Raw genomic sequence first — 16,605 nt, forward strand, 5'->3', positions numbered from 1 at the left:
AAATATCTTCTCTCTATTTGATAATAAAAAACTCCTCTCTCCGTTGTATCATGCTGGAGAGAGGAGTTCAATCATTTCTCATTCAATTACACCAGAATTTGTAATGTCTACGGTGTATTTTATAGTAACCGGAACATCTTTGTACATTTGTTTCCACTCTTCTAATTTGAATGGTCGATAATGTTGCTTATATTTAGCTCCTAGCCCGAGAGGATCGACATCTAAAGATTTAAACTGCTTAATTAATTTCTGACCTTGTGTCTCCAATTGTTTTTGAACGACCTTCTCAATCTTTTTTGTATTCTTAACATTCTCTAAGTTAATTTGTTTCGATACTTCTTGAATACGAGCCTCAAGTTTAACATGAATGGAAAAGGAAGGCTTACCATTTTTTATTTTTATATCGTATGTTGGAATAGAACGAATATTATTAATCATTACGTACCCAGGATCTGCTTTAAATTCATGTGAATCTAACTTATGTTTTTCTAAAAGTCCTTTGAATATAAACATATTTTTTTCCGCGATTTTACCAACGTATTTATCCTTTTTAAAAAGACCAATTCCCGTGATTTTTATTTTATCACCATGTTTCTTTAAAATTGGAATATAGTAGTCTTGCCCTTCTTGATAATAACGGAATGCTCCTATATGCAGATTATCTGTTGGTAAAGGACCGGTCTCCATATTATGTTCTAGCATTTTTTTTATATAAATTGCAACGTTAGATGAAGTCGTGTACTTTCCTTTTAAAAGTTCAGTACCATTGCCGTCGAGTAAAGCAACATATAAGGCATTTCCGATATTTACATCACGAATTAATGTATCGAAGGAAGCAACCATTCCTTTTTTAGCAATTCGGAGGGTAAATAGAGAAACACGCATTTGTCCGCTGGCAAATGGTTGAGAAGACTCTAAAGATGTGTCTGCTTTTACTTGTTTTACCGCATTTGCTGTCCCTTCAAAAACTTGAACTTTGTTACCTTTTTGCTGAATAGGACAAACAAATGTTACCTTTATTTTATTATCTTTTGCTACATCAAAGACAGTTCCTTGTATAAGGTGTACGTCATCGATAATATTTTTTTGTAAACATCCAGTTAAACTAAAAAGTGCTATACAAGAAATAAGCATTAATTTGCTTTTGATTTTTTCCATTTTCTTTTCACCCACACAATAATAAATAGGATTGGGATGTATACATAAATAAGCCAAAAACTCCCCTTTGATGCATTACTAATAAAATTATTAATATCGTGTCTGTTTGTTAAAAGTTGTGAAACAATGAGAGTGATAAACATAAAAGCGATTAAAATCCCTCTTTGTTTTACACGGAATATTTCATGTGTTGCTCTCGTTGCTGCCCATAAAGGGAGGATAAAACTTGAAATAATAACGAGTGCATAGCCTGAAATTGCAATATATTCGAGTCTTTCTATAAACGGTAATTGAATGACTTGGGTCATAGAAAGTTGGGCCCATATCGTTTTTAACAATTGTTTTTCACTAAAAAATGCAAAGGCTAAAAGGGTGCTAAATAAATATAGAAGATTTGAAAATAGTGCTCCAAGCTGAGCGTATTTATGAGATTGCATAGGCTTTTTCACAAATGGATACACCATGAGGTAAATCTCAAAACCAGTCATACTGTAGATTGACACTTGAGCGGATTTTAAAATGTCTGAAAAAGAATGTGTGAATATAGGCAGTAAATTCTCCCAATGTGAATATTTCAAAACGAATAAGCTTAAAAATAAATATCCCAATGTACCACCAACAGAGATGACGCAAATACCGGTAATGACACGAAATCCAGAAGAGACAATGTAATAGCTAACTAAGCATAAAAAGAGTGTTAACATCCACGTGGAAGCAGTTGGGAACATCCATACTTGAATAATTTCAACATACGTTCGAATGACCGAAATACTGACGATTAAAAAATAAGCTGCAAAGATGATATTAAAGATATTTCCTATCCACTTTCCAAACGTTTGTCGTTGTAAATCAATTAAATTTCCATTTGTTTCTTTTAATAAAAAATACATCATCCATATAAGGAGATGGATACAGAGTCCTGTGATTAGAACGCCGATCCAGCCGTCGTATCCAGCGGCCTTTGCGGTGATTCGAGCGAAGCCGAGAACGCCAGCACCGAACTGTGCACCGTGAATTAAGAAGAAAACGAAAATAGGAGATATTTGATATTTTTCTTGAACTTTACTCATCGAATGCACCTCATTTCTTAATCATCAAAGTCTGATCTATGTTTTGTTGAAATTCCTTTCGCTGCTTTTTTTACATGTTGTGGCCTTGCTTGTACATCCCGTGTATCAATCATTGTTAAAGGGAAACGAATCCAAGAGTCTTTAACAGATTGTTGTCTTGTTGGGTAGAACAAAGCGTATGGCTTGCGTAAAGAAGTAAGCCTAAATAGATGCGTAAATAAGAAGATAAATCCAAGAGAAATCCCGAAAAGTCCTCCTATTTCTGCAAATATGAGAAATGGGAAGCGTAGTAATCGAACCGCATTACCCATTTTATAAATAGGTGTAATAAAGGAAGCGAGTGCTGATAAGGCAACGATAATTAATAAAATATTACTTGTTAAACCAGCTTGTACAGATGCTTGCCCGATTACGATACCGCCTACAATACCGAGCGTTTGACCAACTTTCATCGGTAACCTCGCGCCAGCTTCCCTCAGTAAGTCGATTGCAAGTTCTAAAAATAGTGCTTCGATTAAAGGTGGGAATGGTACTTGCGCTCTTGATAAAATTAAAGTTTCAAGCAAATCACTCGGAATGAGTTCATAATGATAATTTAAAACTGCAACGTATAATGGTGTAGCGCATATCGAGAATAGAACGGCGATAAGGCGTAAAATCCTTGAAAATGTAGCGTACATCCAGGAGACGTTATAGTCTTCTGGGGAAATGAAAAAATCGAAATAGGATACAGGTGTTAGTAGGACACTGGGAGAACCATCCACAAAAATAGCTATTTTTCCATCAATGAGTGCTTTTGTAACTCTATCAGTACGTTCTGTATTGATATAGAGAGGGAAAATTGACTTTTCTCCCATTAGTTCTTGTATATAAGCACTATCATTAATTTGATCATATTCAAGAGCGCGTAATGACTCGTCGAGAAAATCTATATTCTCTTTTTCAGCGAGGTTGTCTAAATACATCATGACAACTTTTGTTTTGGAAAATTCACCGACAATCATTTCTTTTGTTTGTAAATCTAAAACTGGAAGACGTTTCCGAACTAAATTAATATTTGTATCGATATCTTCCACGAAACCTTCTTGAGGACCGATAACAGTCGATTCATTTAAAGGAGGAGTTGGTGCACGATAATTATCAATTGCAATGTTGGCGAGCATACACTTTTGATCTTGTTGATTTACTTGAACAATCGCATGCCCCTTTAAAACCATATCCTCAATTTTTTGTAAATCGTTCGTAATCGTAATGCCGCTCATCGGAATATGTTCTTTCAGCTCTTCTAATGAAGCGTTAGGTCGTTCTAATAGAGTAGGCATTAAATACTTTTGTAATTTTTCACCATCAAGCGAAGGTCGATAGTAAGAAATCCAATAAGGCATCGTTTCATCGTCAGATGTATGATAATTAACAAAATCACTAGACCTTTTGAGTTTCTCTATTAAATTTTGTAGAGAATGAATCCGATCTTTTTCTGGTTTTGTAAAGTCATAAATACTATTACCTTTAGAGTGTTGTTGCTTACTTTGAGAAGGTTCATCTTGCTTAGCGTTTTGTTGTTTATCTTGAGACGAATCACCTTGTTTAGCACCTTGTTGTTTATCTTGAGAGGAATCCTCTTGTTTAGTACTTTGTTGCTTATCTTGAGAGGAATCCTCCTGTTTAGAGTTTTGTTGCTTATCCTGAGAAGAGTCATCTTGTTTAGAGTTTTGTTGCTTATCCTGAGAAGAGTCATCTTGTTTAGAGTTTTGTTGCTTATCCTGAGAGGAATCCTCTTGTTTAGCACTTTGTTGCTTATCCTGAGAAGAATCCTCTTGTTTAGCACTTTGTTGCTTATCCTGAGAAGAATCTTTTTGCTCGTTATTTTTACCTTTATTATGTTTCATACTTCTAGTCTGTTCTTTGTTATCATCCTCTTCATTGTTAGAATGCTGCTCCGAGTTATCTGTTTCGTTTGCTTCCGGTGTACTTGATTTTTTTTTCTTACGTAGCCAATTCCAAATCATATGTATGCCCTCTTTAATTGTGTAATATAGTGCTATTGTGTGGCTAATTTTGTATATTATTCATTTATTTATGAAAAGAAGGAGGAGATTGTTTTGCATAGAAAAAATCCTTTAGTAAGCAGGTACGTACTATGACGAGAAGAGGGTGAGTCTGTGCAAATTGTAAAAAAGGAGAAGTTTATTTTAAAGGAGTTTACATTTGAAAATGGTAGAGCAATTCCTATTCAAATGGGGTATGAGACGTATGGTGCTTTAAATAGAGAAAGGTCAAATGCAATTTTGATTTGTCATTATTTTAGTGCAACGAGTCACGCGGCAGGAAAATATACAGCGCATGATGAGGAGACTGGCTGGTGGGATGGTTTAATTGGACCAGGAAAAGCAATTGATACAAATAAATACTTTGTTATATGCACCGATAATCTTTGTAATGTGCAGGTGAAGAACCCTTATGTAATTACAACGGGACCGAAATCAATTAATCCGAAAACTGGAGAGGAATATGCGATGGACTTTCCGGTTTTTACATTTCTTGATGTAGCTCGTATGCAATATGAGTTAATAAAAGATATGGGAATCGCAAGGCTACATGCTGTTATGGGACCGTCAGCTGGCGGGATGATTGCCCAACAATGGGCCGTTCATTATCCTCATATGGTAGAGCGCATGATTGGGGTTATTACAAATCCGCAAAATCCAATTATTACGTCGGTAAATGTAGCGCAAAATGCAATTGAGGCTATTCAACTAGATCCAAGTTGGAAAGAGGGAAAATATGGAGAACAGCAGCCGATAAAGGGGCTTCATTTAGCAAATAGAATGATGTTTATGAACGCGTTTGATGAGCATTTTTATGAAATGGCATTTCCTCGTAATAGTATAGAGATAGAACCTTATGAAAAGTTTTCTACACTAACATCATTTGAAAAAGAGATAAATAAAGCGACATATAGAAGTATGGAGTTAGTAGATGCAAATTCATGGATGTATACTGCAAAGGCAGTTTTATTGCATGATATTGCATATGGGTTTTCTTCATTAGAAGAATCTCTTTCTAACATAGAAGCGAATGTACTTATGATTCCATGTAAACAAGATTTGCTTCAGCCGTCTCGTTACAACTATAAAATGGTAGATATTTTGCAAAAACAAGGGAAGTATGCGGAAGTGTATGAGATAGAAAGTATAAATGGGCATATGGCGGGAGCATTTGATATTCATTTATTTGAAAAGAAAGTTTATGAATTTTTAAATCGGAAAGTATCTAGTTTTGTTTAGAAGACAAATGATGGGGAAAAGGTGCAATGTTTGTAGTAGGCACCTTTTTTTACATGATTTGTAGACGGAAAATATATGTGGCAATTGCTATACCGAAGAATGCGATACTAAGCAATAGAAATAAGAATGACATTTCTTGTGGTGATTTTATTTTTTTAGTATTTTTCATACTAAGAGTAATAATTGCAGCGATTAAGAAAATGATGCCCATTATGAAAAGGGAAAGTGTCATTTTCATTGGCTCCTTTCATAAAACAAGTATATTGAGGATACAATGCAAGAGTTATGTTTGTAAAGAATAAGTTTTGCGAGAAAATTGAGAAATAGTTTTTCGATTCTTTGCGTTCTTTCTTTTGCGTGCTAAAATTGGTAGAGAATGTTTGTGAAAAAGAAACTAAAGGTTTTATTGTATATAAGGAGGAACTACATATGACAGAAGTTAAAACAATTACTACAGAAGAGGTACAAGAGCGTTTAGAAAATGGAGAAACGTTATTTTTAGTAGACGTAAGAGAAGATGAAGAAGTAGCGGCAGGAAAGATTCCAGAAGCTGTACATATTAAAATGGGCGATATCCCACATAAAGTAGATTTCTTTAATAAAGAGAATGAATATATCTTTATTTGTCGTTCAGGAATGCGCAGTGAAAATGTATGTCATTATTTAAATGAGCAAGGATTTAAAACAGTGAATATGGTTGGCGGTATGCTTCAATATGAAGGTGAGACGAAATAGTTAATAGTTAAAAACTTGAAACGAGTCTGTTTCAAGTTTTTTTCTTTTGCATACAGTATAAAAAGGAGGAGGGGTAAATGGGGATTAATTTGCGTAAAGTAAAAATTATTAATAATACAGGAGCTGTTAATGTCGGCGACTGTTATGATATCTCGCCTTTAGCTGTAGCAAAAGTATATGCAGGTGCTGGAGGGTCGAGTGCGGCTATTTTTTTAAATGGGAAAAGACAGCCAGAAGCAGTCATTAGAACATCAGTGTTTCTTCCGCCGTTAGCAACAAGTACACGTACATTAGGTTCATAGAGGAAAGGTAGAGTGTAATTATGCCTGCTCATATAAAAGAATTTGTTATTGTGAATAACACTGGAAATATATTTACCGGTGATAATTTGAGTGATACTTCATTTACTGCTTCGAAATCATATAGTGGTTCAATGGGGTGCACTTGGATTGATGTTGTTACAGTAATAGGGACGGAGACGAAGCTTTGTTTACAGCCGGGTGATTCGGTGACGACAACGTATACGAGAGGCACTCCTGCTGGTACTGTAACAGGAACAAATATGGGGCAAAGTGTAAATGCATCGGGTATAGCACAAGCTGTCCCTAATACAGATAATATGGATTCAATTGCAGGACTCCCTTAAGGAATTAAGGGAGTTTTTATTATTTAAAATAAAAATAGTCTTGGAAATTATTTTTGTAAATAGATTAAGAAGAGGTTTATTTATTATGAAAAAGAAGGTTTGTAGGTGGTGAAAGTGTGAAGAATCGTGATAATAATCGGAAGCAAAATTCGTTAAGCTCTAATTTTAGAATTCCACCTGAACTTATTGGGCCTACTTTCCCCCCTGTTCCAACTGGGTTTACAGGTATAGGGATTACTGGTCCAACCGGTCCACAAGGCCCAACAGGACCTCAAGGACCAAGAGGATTACAAGGTCCGATGGGGGAGATGGGCCCGACAGGACCTCAAGGTGTGCAAGGGATACAAGGATCAGTTGGGCCAATAGGTGCAACTGGACCAGAAGGACAGCAGGGCCCACAAGGATTGAGAGGCCCACAAGGAGAAACTGGAGCGACAGGACCTCAAGGGGTGCAAGGGTTACAAGGTCCGATTGGTCCAACGGGAGCGACTGGGGCACAAGGTATACAAGGGATACAGGGATTACAGGGGCCAATTGGAGCGACGGGACCTGAGGGACCTCAAGGGATTCAAGGCGTCCAAGGGTTACCGGGTGTAACTGGTCCACAAGGAATACAAGGAGCACAAGGGATACAAGGAACACAAGGACCGAGTGGAAATACAGGTGCAACCGGAGCAACTGGTCAGGGGATAACAGGCCCGACTGGAATAACAGGTCCAACTGGGATAACTGGACCATCTGGAGGACCTCCTGGTCCGACGGGGCCGACTGGTGCGACAGGTCCGGGCGGTGGACCGAGTGGAAGTACAGGTGCGACTGGAGCAACTGGGAATACTGGAGCTACAGGAAGTACAGGGATAACAGGAGCAACGGGAAGTACAGGTGCGACTGGAAGCACGGGAGCACAGGGCTTGCAAGGAATCCAAGGGATTCAAGGGCCAATTGGTCCAACAGGTCCAGAAGGTCCGCAGGGTATTCAAGGTATTCCTGGTCCGACGGGAGTAACTGGTGAACAAGGAATACAAGGAGTTCAAGGTATTCAAGGGGCAACGGGAGCAACAGGGGATCAAGGTCCACAAGGTATACAGGGGGCTATAGGGCCTCAAGGGGCCACAGGAGCAACAGGAGATCAAGGTCCACAAGGAATACAAGGAGTACCAGGGCCATCAGGAGCAACAGGCCCACAGGGAGTTCAAGGGATACAAGGTCCGATGGGTGATATAGGACCAACAGGTCCAGAAGGCCCAGAGGGACTTCAGGGCCCGCAAGGAATACAAGGTGTGCCAGGGCCAGTTGGAGCAACGGGTCCAGAGGGTCCTCAGGGGATACAAGGTATTCAAGGGTCGGTAGGAGCAACAGGCCCACAAGGTCCACAAGGAATTCAGGGAATACAAGGTGTGCAAGGGATAACGGGAGCAACTGGAGTACAAGGAGCAACTGGAATTCAAGGGATACAAGGGGAAATAGGAGCAACGGGTCCAGAGGGTCCCCAAGGAGTGCAAGGTGCTCAAGGGGAGATTGGTCCAACAGGTCCGATGGGTCCCCAAGGTGTGCAAGGAGTACAAGGAATTCAAGGAGCGACGGGCGCACAAGGAGTGCAAGGTCCACAGGGAATTCAAGGAATCCAAGGTCCGACGGGGGCAACAGGAGATACGGGAGCAACTGGGGCGACAGGGGAAGGCACTACAGGTCCAACAGGAGTAACCGGTCCAACAGGGGTAACAGGCCCATCTGGAGGACCAGCAGGACCGACCGGCCCAACGGGGCCATCAGGTCCGGCGGGAGTAACAGGTCCATCTGGTGGACCACCTGGCCCGACAGGAGCAACCGGGGCGACAGGAGTAACAGGAGATACTGGGGCGACAGGCTCAACTGGAGTGACAGGAGCGACAGGAGAAACGGGAGCAACCGGAGTGACAGGGTTACAAGGTCCCCAAGGAATCCAAGGTGTGCAAGGAGATATTGGTCCAACTGGTCCGCAAGGGATACAAGGTCCGCAAGGGATACAAGGAGTAACTGGTGCGACAGGAGATCAAGGCCCACAGGGAATCCAAGGCCCGCAAGGCGACATAGGTCCAACTGGTCCCCAAGGAATTCAAGGGTTACAAGGTCCCCAAGGGATTCAAGGAGCAACCGGAGCCACTGGAGCACAAGGTCCACAGGGTATTCAAGGTATTCAAGGTATTCAAGGTCCGACAGGCCCACAAGGCCCAACTGGAATCCAAGGGGTACAAGGAGAGATAGGTCCAACCGGTCCACAAGGTGTGCAAGGATTGCAAGGCCCACAAGGTCCGACAGGGGACGCAGGGGCAACGGGAGCACAAGGTCCCCAAGGAGTTCAAGGGATACAAGGCCCAACGGGAGCAACCGGAGCAACCGGAGCAACCGGATCAACCGGATCGACAGGTCCACAAGGAATTCAAGGCCCGCAAGGAATCCAAGGTCCAGCGGGGGCAACTGGAGCAACGGGTTCACAAGGTCCAACTGGAGATACAGGTCCAACCGGCTCACAAGGAATCCAAGGTCCAACTGGTCCAACCGGAGCTGGAGCAACCGGAGCCACAGGAGCGACCGGGGTGACCGGAGTTAGTACAACTGCAACGTATGCGTTTGCGAATAATACATCAGGAAGTGTTATTTCTGTTTTGTTAGGTGGCACGAATATTCCGTTACCAAACAATCAAAATATTGGACCAGGAATAACCGTTAGTGGTGGAAATACTGTATTTACAGTTGCGAATGCAGGAAACTATTATATAGCCTATACAATTAATTTAACGGCAGGATTACTTGTAAGTTCTCGTATAACTGTAAATGGCAGTCCGCTTGCGGGAACGATAAACTCCCCGGCAGTGGCTACTGGTTCATTTAGTGCAACAATAATTGCTAACTTGCCTGCTGGAGCTGCAGTCAGCTTACAATTATTCGGATTAGTTGCATTGGCTACATTATCTACGGCAACGCCAGGGGCTACTCTAACTATTATTAGATTAAGTTAATAAGCAGAAAACCTTGAAACTTTTATGTTTCAAGGTTTTTTTATCCTTGTATCTGGAAGTAAACCTCGTTAACCAGAGGGAGTGGATACCCTCTAATTATTTAAAGTTTCACTTTATTCCCTTGAGCAAAAACATCGCAGTTCGAAAATATATTATAATAGAATGAAAAGAAAGAAATTTGGCAGAAAGGGAGGGTGGCGATGCAGGAGATGGTTAAAGATTTTTTTGGACGCCCACTTCAAGATTTACGTATATCTGTCATTGATCGTTGCAATTTTAGATGTACATATTGTATGCCGGCGGAAATATTTGGGCCAGATTATGCTTTTTTGAAAGATGAGTTTTTACTAACTTTTGATGAAATTGAGCGTTTGGCAAAATTATTTGTTAGCATCGGTGTACGGAAAATTAGACTTACTGGCGGTGAGCCACTGCTTCGTAAAGATTTAACAAAACTTATTGCACGTCTTGTGAAAATTGATGGGCTAATAGATATAGGGTTAACGACAAATGCTATTCATTTAACGAAACAAGCGAAGGCATTAAAAGAAGCTGGATTACATAGAGTGAATGTTAGTTTAGATGCGATAGATGATGACATATTTAAGAATATTAATGGTCGAAATATTAATACGAAACCGGTAATTAAGGGAATTATAGCAGCTAAAGAGGCGGGACTGGAAGTAAAGGTAAATATGGTTGTGAAAAAAGGGATGAACGATCATCAAGTACTACCGATGGCTGCGTATTTTAAAGAGCAAGGAATCACGCTTCGGTTTATTGAGTTTATGGATGTTGGTAGTACAAATGGGTGGAATTTTGATCAAGTCGTTACAAAACGAGAATTGATTGAGATGATTCATAAGGTGTATCCGCTTGAGCCAGCTGAAGCGCATTACTTTGGTGAAGTTGCGAAGCGATATCGGTACGTTGGAACAAATGTTGAAGTTGGTTTTATTACATCTGTTTCTGAGTCATTTTGTGTCTCTTGTACGAGGGCGAGAATTTCGGCAGATGGAAAGTTTTATACGTGCTTATTTGCGACAGAGGGTTTGGATGTAAGAGAACTTCTTAGAGGAAATCTTTCGGATGAGGAGTTATTAAGTGTTATACAAGATGTATGGATGAATAGAAAAGATAGGTATTCGGATGAACGAACAGAAGAAAGTGCAAAAAATCGTCCGAAAATCGAAATGTCTTATATAGGAGGATAAGAAAGGGGGCTATCGCATGCAGGAGCGATATTCAAGACAAATATTATTTTCTGGTGTTGGAGAAGAAGGGCAGAGAAAAATAAGAGAGAAGCATGTGCTTATTATTGGTGCTGGTGCTCTCGGTGCGGCAAATGCAGAAGCGATTGTTAGAGCGGGTGTTGGAAAAGTAACGATTGCTGATCGTGATTATGTAGAATGGAGTAATTTACAAAGACAACAACTATATACAGAAGAAGATGCAAAGCAGTATAAACCGAAGGCGGTAGCGGCAGCAGAGCATTTAAGAGCGATTAATTCTGAGGTGGAAATAACTCCGGTTGTGACAGATGTAACGGTGCAAGAAATGGAAGAATTAGTGAATGGTGTAGATTTAATATTAGATGCGACAGATAATTTTGAAACGCGTCTTCTCATTAATGATATTTCACAAAAGTATAATATTCCGTGGATATATGGTGGGTGCGTTGGAAGCTACGGAGTAACGTATACAATTTTACCAGGGAAAACACCGTGTTTTCGCTGTTTAATGGAGCATCCGGCGAGCGGAGCAACATGTGACACAGCTGGTATTATACAACCGGCAGTACAATTAGTAGTTGCGCATCAAACTACGGAAGCGCTGAAAATATTAGTAGAAGACTACGGAGCGCTTCGTGAAACGATGTTATCATTTGATCTTTGGAATAATCAACAGATGGCATTTAAAGTGAATAGGCAGAAAAAAGATACTTGTTTATCTTGCGGAAGGTTACGTACATATCCGAGTTTAACATTTGAAGCACAAACGAAAACAGAAGTGTTATGTGGGCGAAATACAGTGCAAATTCGTCCAGGTGTGCGGAAGAATTTTAATTTGGAAGAAATTAAAAAGCGCTTACAAAGAAGCGTAGAGATAAAGGCGACACCTTATTTATTGTCGTTTCCGGTAGAAGAATATCGTTTTGTTTTATTTACAGATGGCAGAGCTTTCATTCATGGGACGAATGATATAAATGTAGCGAAAAGTTTATATGCAAGATATATAGGTTGAACCTAAAGGGAATCCTTTAGGTTCAACGGAGAAAGGATTATGAATTTCTCGTATAATCTCCACTTTTTCCGCCTGTTTTTTCAAGTAAGTACGTTTCGCCGATAATCATACCTTTATCGACAGCTTTACACATATCATACACAGTAAGAGCGGTAGCCGAAGCAGCTGTTAAAGCTTCCATTTCAACACCGGTGCTACCTTCTGTTTTAACTTTTACTTCAATGAGTAAACGATATTGTTCTTCTGATTGTTTCCAATCGAAAGAAACGTCAACACCTTTTAATAGTAAAGGATGGCACATTGGGATAATATCAGAAGTTCGTTTCGCAGCCATAATGCCTGCGATTTGCGCAACTGCTAATACGTCACCTTTCCCAATTTCATTGTGAGAGATTTTATCGTAAATTTCTTTCGTAACGACAATGCTAGAGCACGCAATTGCTGTTCGAACGGTTGCTTTTTTGTCACTTATATCAACCATCTTCGCGCGTCCTTGGTCATTAAAGTGTGTAAATGAAGACATGGAATTCCTCCTTGAAATAATTTCTATTGAATATATAAAGTTTAATCGAGATAAAAAAAATTGCAAATATGAGGTGAGAAACGATGGTAGAAAAACGAATTCCAATTCAAGTTGCTGAGGCAGTAGAACGGGTAATGAAATATGCGAAGCATGGTGAAGTAGAAGAAATTTCTATTACGGAAAGTTACGGGAGAATTCTCGGGGAAGATGTTGTCTCAGATCATGACGTTCCTCATTTTGATCGTTCCCCTTACGATGGTTTCGCCATTCGAGCAGAAGATACGAAAGAAGCAACTCGAGAGAATCCAGTTGAATTTGAAGTAATAGGAGAAATCGGGGCGGGTTCCGTTTTTTTAGAGGAAGTAGGAGCTTTTGAAGCAATTCGCATTATGACAGGAGCAGCTATTCCAGAAGATTGCAATGCAGTCGTAATGCTAGAGCTGACAGAAGGGTTTGAGAAGAACGGGAAAACATATATGAAGTTAAAACGTCCTTTTAATAACGGTGACAATGTGTCGTTTAAAGGAGAAGATATAAAACAAAATCAAGTTCTCGTTAAGAAAGGTGTTGCAATTAATCCAGGTGTTGCGGCCTTACTAGCAACGTTTGGATATAGCACGGTGAAAGTTGTAAAACAGCCTGTTGTCGGTATTGTAACGACAGGAAGTGAATTATTAGAAGTACATGAGCCATTAGAACCGGGGAAAATTAGAAATAGTAACTCGTATATGATCGCAGCTCAAATTATGAAAGCTGGCGGGAAAGTTCGTTATTATGGTCAACTCGCGGATGAGTTAGATGCATGTTTTACAGCTGTTCAATTAGCGATGGATGAGGTCGACATTTTAATTACAACAGGCGGTGTATCAGTAGGAGATTATGACTACTTACCAGCTATTTATGAAAGATTACAGGCAAATGTACTCTTTAATAAGATAGCCATGAGGCCCGGAAGTGTAACGACAGTAGCTGAAGTTGATGGAAAGTTACTCTTTGGTTTATCAGGAAATCCGTCTGCTTGTTATGTAGGCTTTGAATTATTTGTGCATCCAATTATAAAAACGTATTTGTATGCGAAGGAACCTCACGTATATAGAGCGGATGCTATTTTACAAAAAGATTTTCCAAAGCCAAATCCATTTACTCGTTTCGTAAGAGCGAACGTAACAATTGTGGACGGGGCGTTACAAGCGATGCCAGTTGGTTTAGATAAATCGAGTGCGGTATCTTCACTTGCAGAGGCGAATGCTTTTATCGTGTTACCTGGAGGAACGAGAGGATTTGAGACCGGAATGAAAGTATCCGTATTATTGTTAGAGCACTCTGAGGGATGTGATTGGCCATGGGCAAAGCCCCTTCAATCTTACAAATAGTAGGATATCAAAATAGCGGGAAAACAACACTTGTTGAGAAAGTGGTGCATGCATTAGCTGAACGAAAAATGAAAGTTGCTACAATTAAACATCACGGGCACGGAGGCTTTCCAGAAGTAGCGCAAAAAGATAGCGAAAGACACCGTAAAGCTGGTGCTGTCGTAAGTAGTGTAGAAGGTGCTGGATTGCTTTCACTTTCTTCACTAAGAAAGAAATGGTCCTTGCAAGAAATTATTCGCTTATATGAGTTTTTTGAAGTGGATACAATTTTAATAGAAGGCTATAAAAAAGAGAATTACTCGAAAGTAGTGTTACTTCGTTCTGCGGAAGACATTGAGCTTTTACATAAAGTAGAAAATATAGTGGCGGTTATTACGTGGTATGATGTTCCGGCAAATATACGAGAAGAATATAAAGTATTTCATATAACAGAAGAAGAGTTGTACATAGACTGGTTTGTACAAACGGTAAGGAGAAAGAAACAGTAAACAAAAACATAGACAAAAGTAGGCATATATAATAAAAAGTACTTATGAAACAATATAAACCGAAAGAATTTTCAGAAATGCTTAATGTTTCTGTTAAGACATTACAAAGGTGGGACAATCAAGGTGCTTTAACTGCTTACCGAAACCCAAAAGGAAGAAGATACTATACAGAAGAACAGTATAAGGAATATATGGGTATTCAAGAAGAACTTGTTCAGGATTTAATATCTATCATTCATGTATTTAGCTGTAGAATATATGGGTTGAGAAAATACAAAAAGAAAATGTCGGAGGATGAAGACTTATGAAAAGAGCATATTTAATAGAAATCAAACCGACAACTGAACAAGTTAGTAAAATCCGTCAAACTATTGGGGTGTGTCGCTATGTATATAACCTGTATATCTCTAAAAATAAAGAGGCATATGAGTCGGAGGGGAAATTTCTTAGTGGCTATGACTTTTCTAAATGGCTGAACAATATTCATACAAAAGAGTGTGACCAGTGGATTAAAGAAGTGTCGAGCAAAGCGGTAAAACAAGCGATTATGAATGGAGATAAAGCTTTTAAGCGATTTTTTAAAGGTTTATCTAAGTTTCCAAGATATAAGAAAAAGAAGAAGCAAGATGTGAAGTGCTACTTTCCGAAAAACAATAAAACAGATTGGACAGTAGAAAGACATAGAGTAAAAATCCCCACAATTGGTTGGACAAGGTTAAAAGAATATGGGTATATCCCTAAAAATGCAACTGTAAAAAGTGGCACAGTATATCAAAGAGCAGGAAGATATTTTGTATCTGTACTTTGCGAATTGGAAGAAATGGCAACAAAGTTAGTACTCAATAAAATAGGTCTAGGGATTGATTTAGGAGTGAAGGATTTTGCTACACGTAGCGATGGTATCATTCATGAGAACATCAACAAAACAATAAAAGTAAAAAAGATAGAAAAACGGTTAAAACGTGAACAACGCTCTTTAGCACGTAAATTTGAAAATCTAAAAAAGAGAGGTGAAAAATCTGTTACTAATAAAAGAGTGAATATAGATAAAAATGTTCTTAGAGTGCAAAAGCTGCATGCTCGATTAGCGAATATTCGAATAGAGTATGTAAAGTCTATTGTAACAAATGTGGTGAAAACCAAGCCAACGTTTATTACAGTAGAAGATTTGAATGTGAAAGGTATGATGAAGAACAAACATCTATCTAAAGCTGTAGCGCAACAATGTTTTTATGCTTTTAAAACATGGTTATCAACGAAATGTAGGGAATATGGAATTGAACTACGGCAAGTGGACAGATTCTATCCATCTTCTAAAATATGTTCATGTTGCGGTCAAAAAAAGTCGGATTTAAAGCTGTCTGACCGAGTATATACATGTGATTGTGGAAATGTAATGGATAGAGATTTAAATGCATCTATCAACCTTTTACAAGCAAAAAAATATACAATACTAACGTAAATAGATTGTATATATGTACGGTGGGCTACATCGGAATTTACGCCTGTGGAGTGTCACAGCAAACTGTAGTAGCAAGTGATTAGCGAGGCAGGGCACGTAGAAGCAGGAATACTCTAAGAATATACATTTGTCTATATTTTTAGTAGCAGTGCGAAATGACAAATACGTATTATGAAGTAATTGATACAGAAATCTCCATTGAAGAGGTAGCGAAGAGAGTAATTCGCCGTGAATGCGGTGCTGTTACAACATTTATTGGAACGGTTAGAGAGTTTACGAAAGGGCGTCGTACATTATACTTAGAATATGTCGCTTATAAAACGATGGCAGAAAAGATGCTAGAAAAAATTGGATCAGAAGTGAAAGAGAATTGGCCAGGTACACACGTTGCGATTACACATCGCATCGGTACGTTGCAAATTTCTGATATAGCGGTTGTTGTTGCTGTTTCAACACCACACCGTAAAGCGGCTTATGAAGCGAACGAATATATTATGGAACGCATAAAACAAATTGTTCCGATTTGGAAAAAGGAGTTTTGGGAAGATGGTGACTCATGGATTGGTGATCAATTAGAAAAAACACCATATCCGGCGGGAGAGCCTGGGAAGGAGCTATAA

17 protein-coding genes are annotated in these 16,605 nt (G+C 39.2%); 12 read left to right on the top strand and 5 right to left on the bottom strand.

Annotation, left to right across the window (positions count from 1 at the left end):
- Positions 1-78 precede the first annotated feature (78 nt).
- From MKY38_RS26065 to MKY38_RS26075, 3 genes are read right to left on the bottom strand one after another with little or no spacing between them, the layout of a single operon-like run.
- A complete protein-coding gene (locus MKY38_RS26065; RefSeq protein WP_061113793.1) occupies positions 79-1,158 on the bottom strand; it encodes a Ger(x)C family spore germination protein in 1,080 nt (359 codons plus the stop codon).
- Positions 1,134-2,228, bottom strand: a complete 1,095-nt coding sequence (locus MKY38_RS26070) for a spore germination protein (protein WP_061113794.1) — start codon at positions 2,226-2,228, stop codon at positions 1,134-1,136. The genes MKY38_RS26065 and MKY38_RS26070 overlap by 25 nt, the downstream gene beginning before the upstream one ends.
- A gap of 17 nt (positions 2,229-2,245) precedes the next feature.
- Complete coding sequence (locus MKY38_RS26075) at positions 2,246-4,237, bottom strand: spore germination protein (RefSeq protein ID WP_078385058.1); 1,992 nt, start codon at positions 4,235-4,237, stop codon at positions 2,246-2,248.
- A gap of 153 nt (positions 4,238-4,390) precedes the next feature.
- On the opposite strand from MKY38_RS26075, the gene MKY38_RS26080 reads away from it, so the two are divergent.
- Positions 4,391-5,515 (top strand): alpha/beta fold hydrolase, encoded by a 1,125-nt coding sequence (locus MKY38_RS26080; RefSeq protein ID WP_070180584.1) that lies wholly within the window; start codon positions 4,391-4,393, stop codon positions 5,513-5,515.
- Between the two features lie 49 nt (positions 5,516-5,564).
- Here MKY38_RS26080 and MKY38_RS26085 read toward each other — a convergent pair whose 3' ends face one another.
- The gene (locus tag MKY38_RS26085; protein ID WP_000175905.1) at positions 5,565-5,747 is read right to left on the bottom strand and encodes a hypothetical protein; all 183 of its coding nucleotides are present in this window, start codon (positions 5,745-5,747) and stop codon (positions 5,565-5,567) included.
- A gap of 197 nt (positions 5,748-5,944) precedes the next feature.
- Here MKY38_RS26085 and MKY38_RS26090 point away from each other — a divergent pair, with 197 nt between their 5' ends.
- From MKY38_RS26090 to MKY38_RS26115, 6 genes are all read left to right on the top strand, one after another.
- A complete protein-coding gene (locus MKY38_RS26090; protein ID WP_000141207.1) occupies positions 5,945-6,250 on the top strand; it encodes a rhodanese-like domain-containing protein in 306 nt (101 codons plus the stop codon).
- Positions 6,251-6,327: 77 nt separating this feature from the next.
- Entirely contained in the window at positions 6,328-6,552 is a 225-nt protein-coding gene (locus MKY38_RS26095; protein ID WP_000512463.1) for a spore germination protein, read from the top strand.
- Between the two features lie 20 nt (positions 6,553-6,572).
- On the top strand, positions 6,573-6,896 hold the full coding sequence (locus MKY38_RS26100; RefSeq protein ID WP_001110852.1) for a hypothetical protein: 324 nt from the start codon (positions 6,573-6,575) through the stop codon (positions 6,894-6,896).
- 116 nt (positions 6,897-7,012) lie between these two features.
- Complete coding sequence (locus tag MKY38_RS26105) at positions 7,013-9,895, top strand: BclA-related collagen-like exosporium protein (RefSeq protein WP_341050189.1); 2,883 nt, start codon at positions 7,013-7,015, stop codon at positions 9,893-9,895.
- A gap of 200 nt (positions 9,896-10,095) precedes the next feature.
- Positions 10,096-11,109, top strand: coding sequence for a GTP 3',8-cyclase MoaA (moaA, locus tag MKY38_RS26110; protein WP_114556216.1), 1,014 nt, complete (start codon positions 10,096-10,098; stop codon positions 11,107-11,109).
- Between the two features lie 16 nt (positions 11,110-11,125).
- A complete protein-coding gene (locus tag MKY38_RS26115) occupies positions 11,126-12,139 on the top strand; it encodes a molybdopterin-synthase adenylyltransferase MoeB (RefSeq protein ID WP_001158108.1) in 1,014 nt (337 codons plus the stop codon).
- A 37-nt stretch (positions 12,140-12,176) separates the two neighbouring features.
- Here MKY38_RS26115 and moaC read toward each other — a convergent pair whose 3' ends face one another.
- Positions 12,177-12,662 carry a cyclic pyranopterin monophosphate synthase MoaC gene (gene moaC / locus MKY38_RS26120; protein ID WP_000094146.1) on the bottom strand — a complete coding sequence of 162 codons (486 nt, stop codon included), beginning with the start codon at positions 12,660-12,662 and terminating at the stop codon, positions 12,177-12,179.
- An 83-nt stretch (positions 12,663-12,745) separates the two neighbouring features.
- Between moaC and MKY38_RS26125 the strand changes: the two genes are divergently transcribed.
- The 5 genes from MKY38_RS26125 to moaE all read left to right on the top strand — a co-directional run bounded on the left by MKY38_RS26125 (position 12,746) and on the right by moaE (position 16,605).
- Positions 12,746-14,035: a molybdopterin molybdotransferase MoeA gene (locus MKY38_RS26125; protein ID WP_078438752.1), complete on the top strand. Its 1,290-nt coding sequence runs from the start codon at positions 12,746-12,748 to the stop codon at positions 14,033-14,035.
- Positions 14,005-14,523, top strand: coding sequence for a molybdopterin-guanine dinucleotide biosynthesis protein B (gene mobB / locus MKY38_RS26130; protein WP_065222706.1), 519 nt, complete (start codon positions 14,005-14,007; stop codon positions 14,521-14,523). Before MKY38_RS26125 ends, mobB begins: the two co-directional genes overlap by 31 nt.
- A 44-nt stretch (positions 14,524-14,567) precedes the next feature.
- The gene (locus tag MKY38_RS26135) at positions 14,568-14,831 is read left to right on the top strand and encodes a MerR family transcriptional regulator (RefSeq protein WP_065222707.1); all 264 of its coding nucleotides are present in this window, start codon (positions 14,568-14,570) and stop codon (positions 14,829-14,831) included.
- On the top strand, positions 14,828-15,985 hold the full coding sequence (locus tag MKY38_RS26140; protein ID WP_078438751.1) for an RNA-guided endonuclease InsQ/TnpB family protein: 1,158 nt from the start codon (positions 14,828-14,830) through the stop codon (positions 15,983-15,985). The genes MKY38_RS26135 and MKY38_RS26140 overlap by 4 nt, the downstream gene beginning before the upstream one ends.
- Positions 15,986-16,140: 155 nt before the next feature.
- Positions 16,141-16,605 (top strand): molybdopterin synthase catalytic subunit MoaE, encoded by a 465-nt coding sequence (gene moaE, locus MKY38_RS26145; protein ID WP_065222709.1) that lies wholly within the window; start codon positions 16,141-16,143, stop codon positions 16,603-16,605.

It is taken from the genome of Bacillus sp. FSL R5-0585 (assembly GCF_038004545.1).
GTDB lineage: Bacteria > Bacillota > Bacilli > Bacillales > Bacillaceae_G > Bacillus_A > Bacillus_A cereus.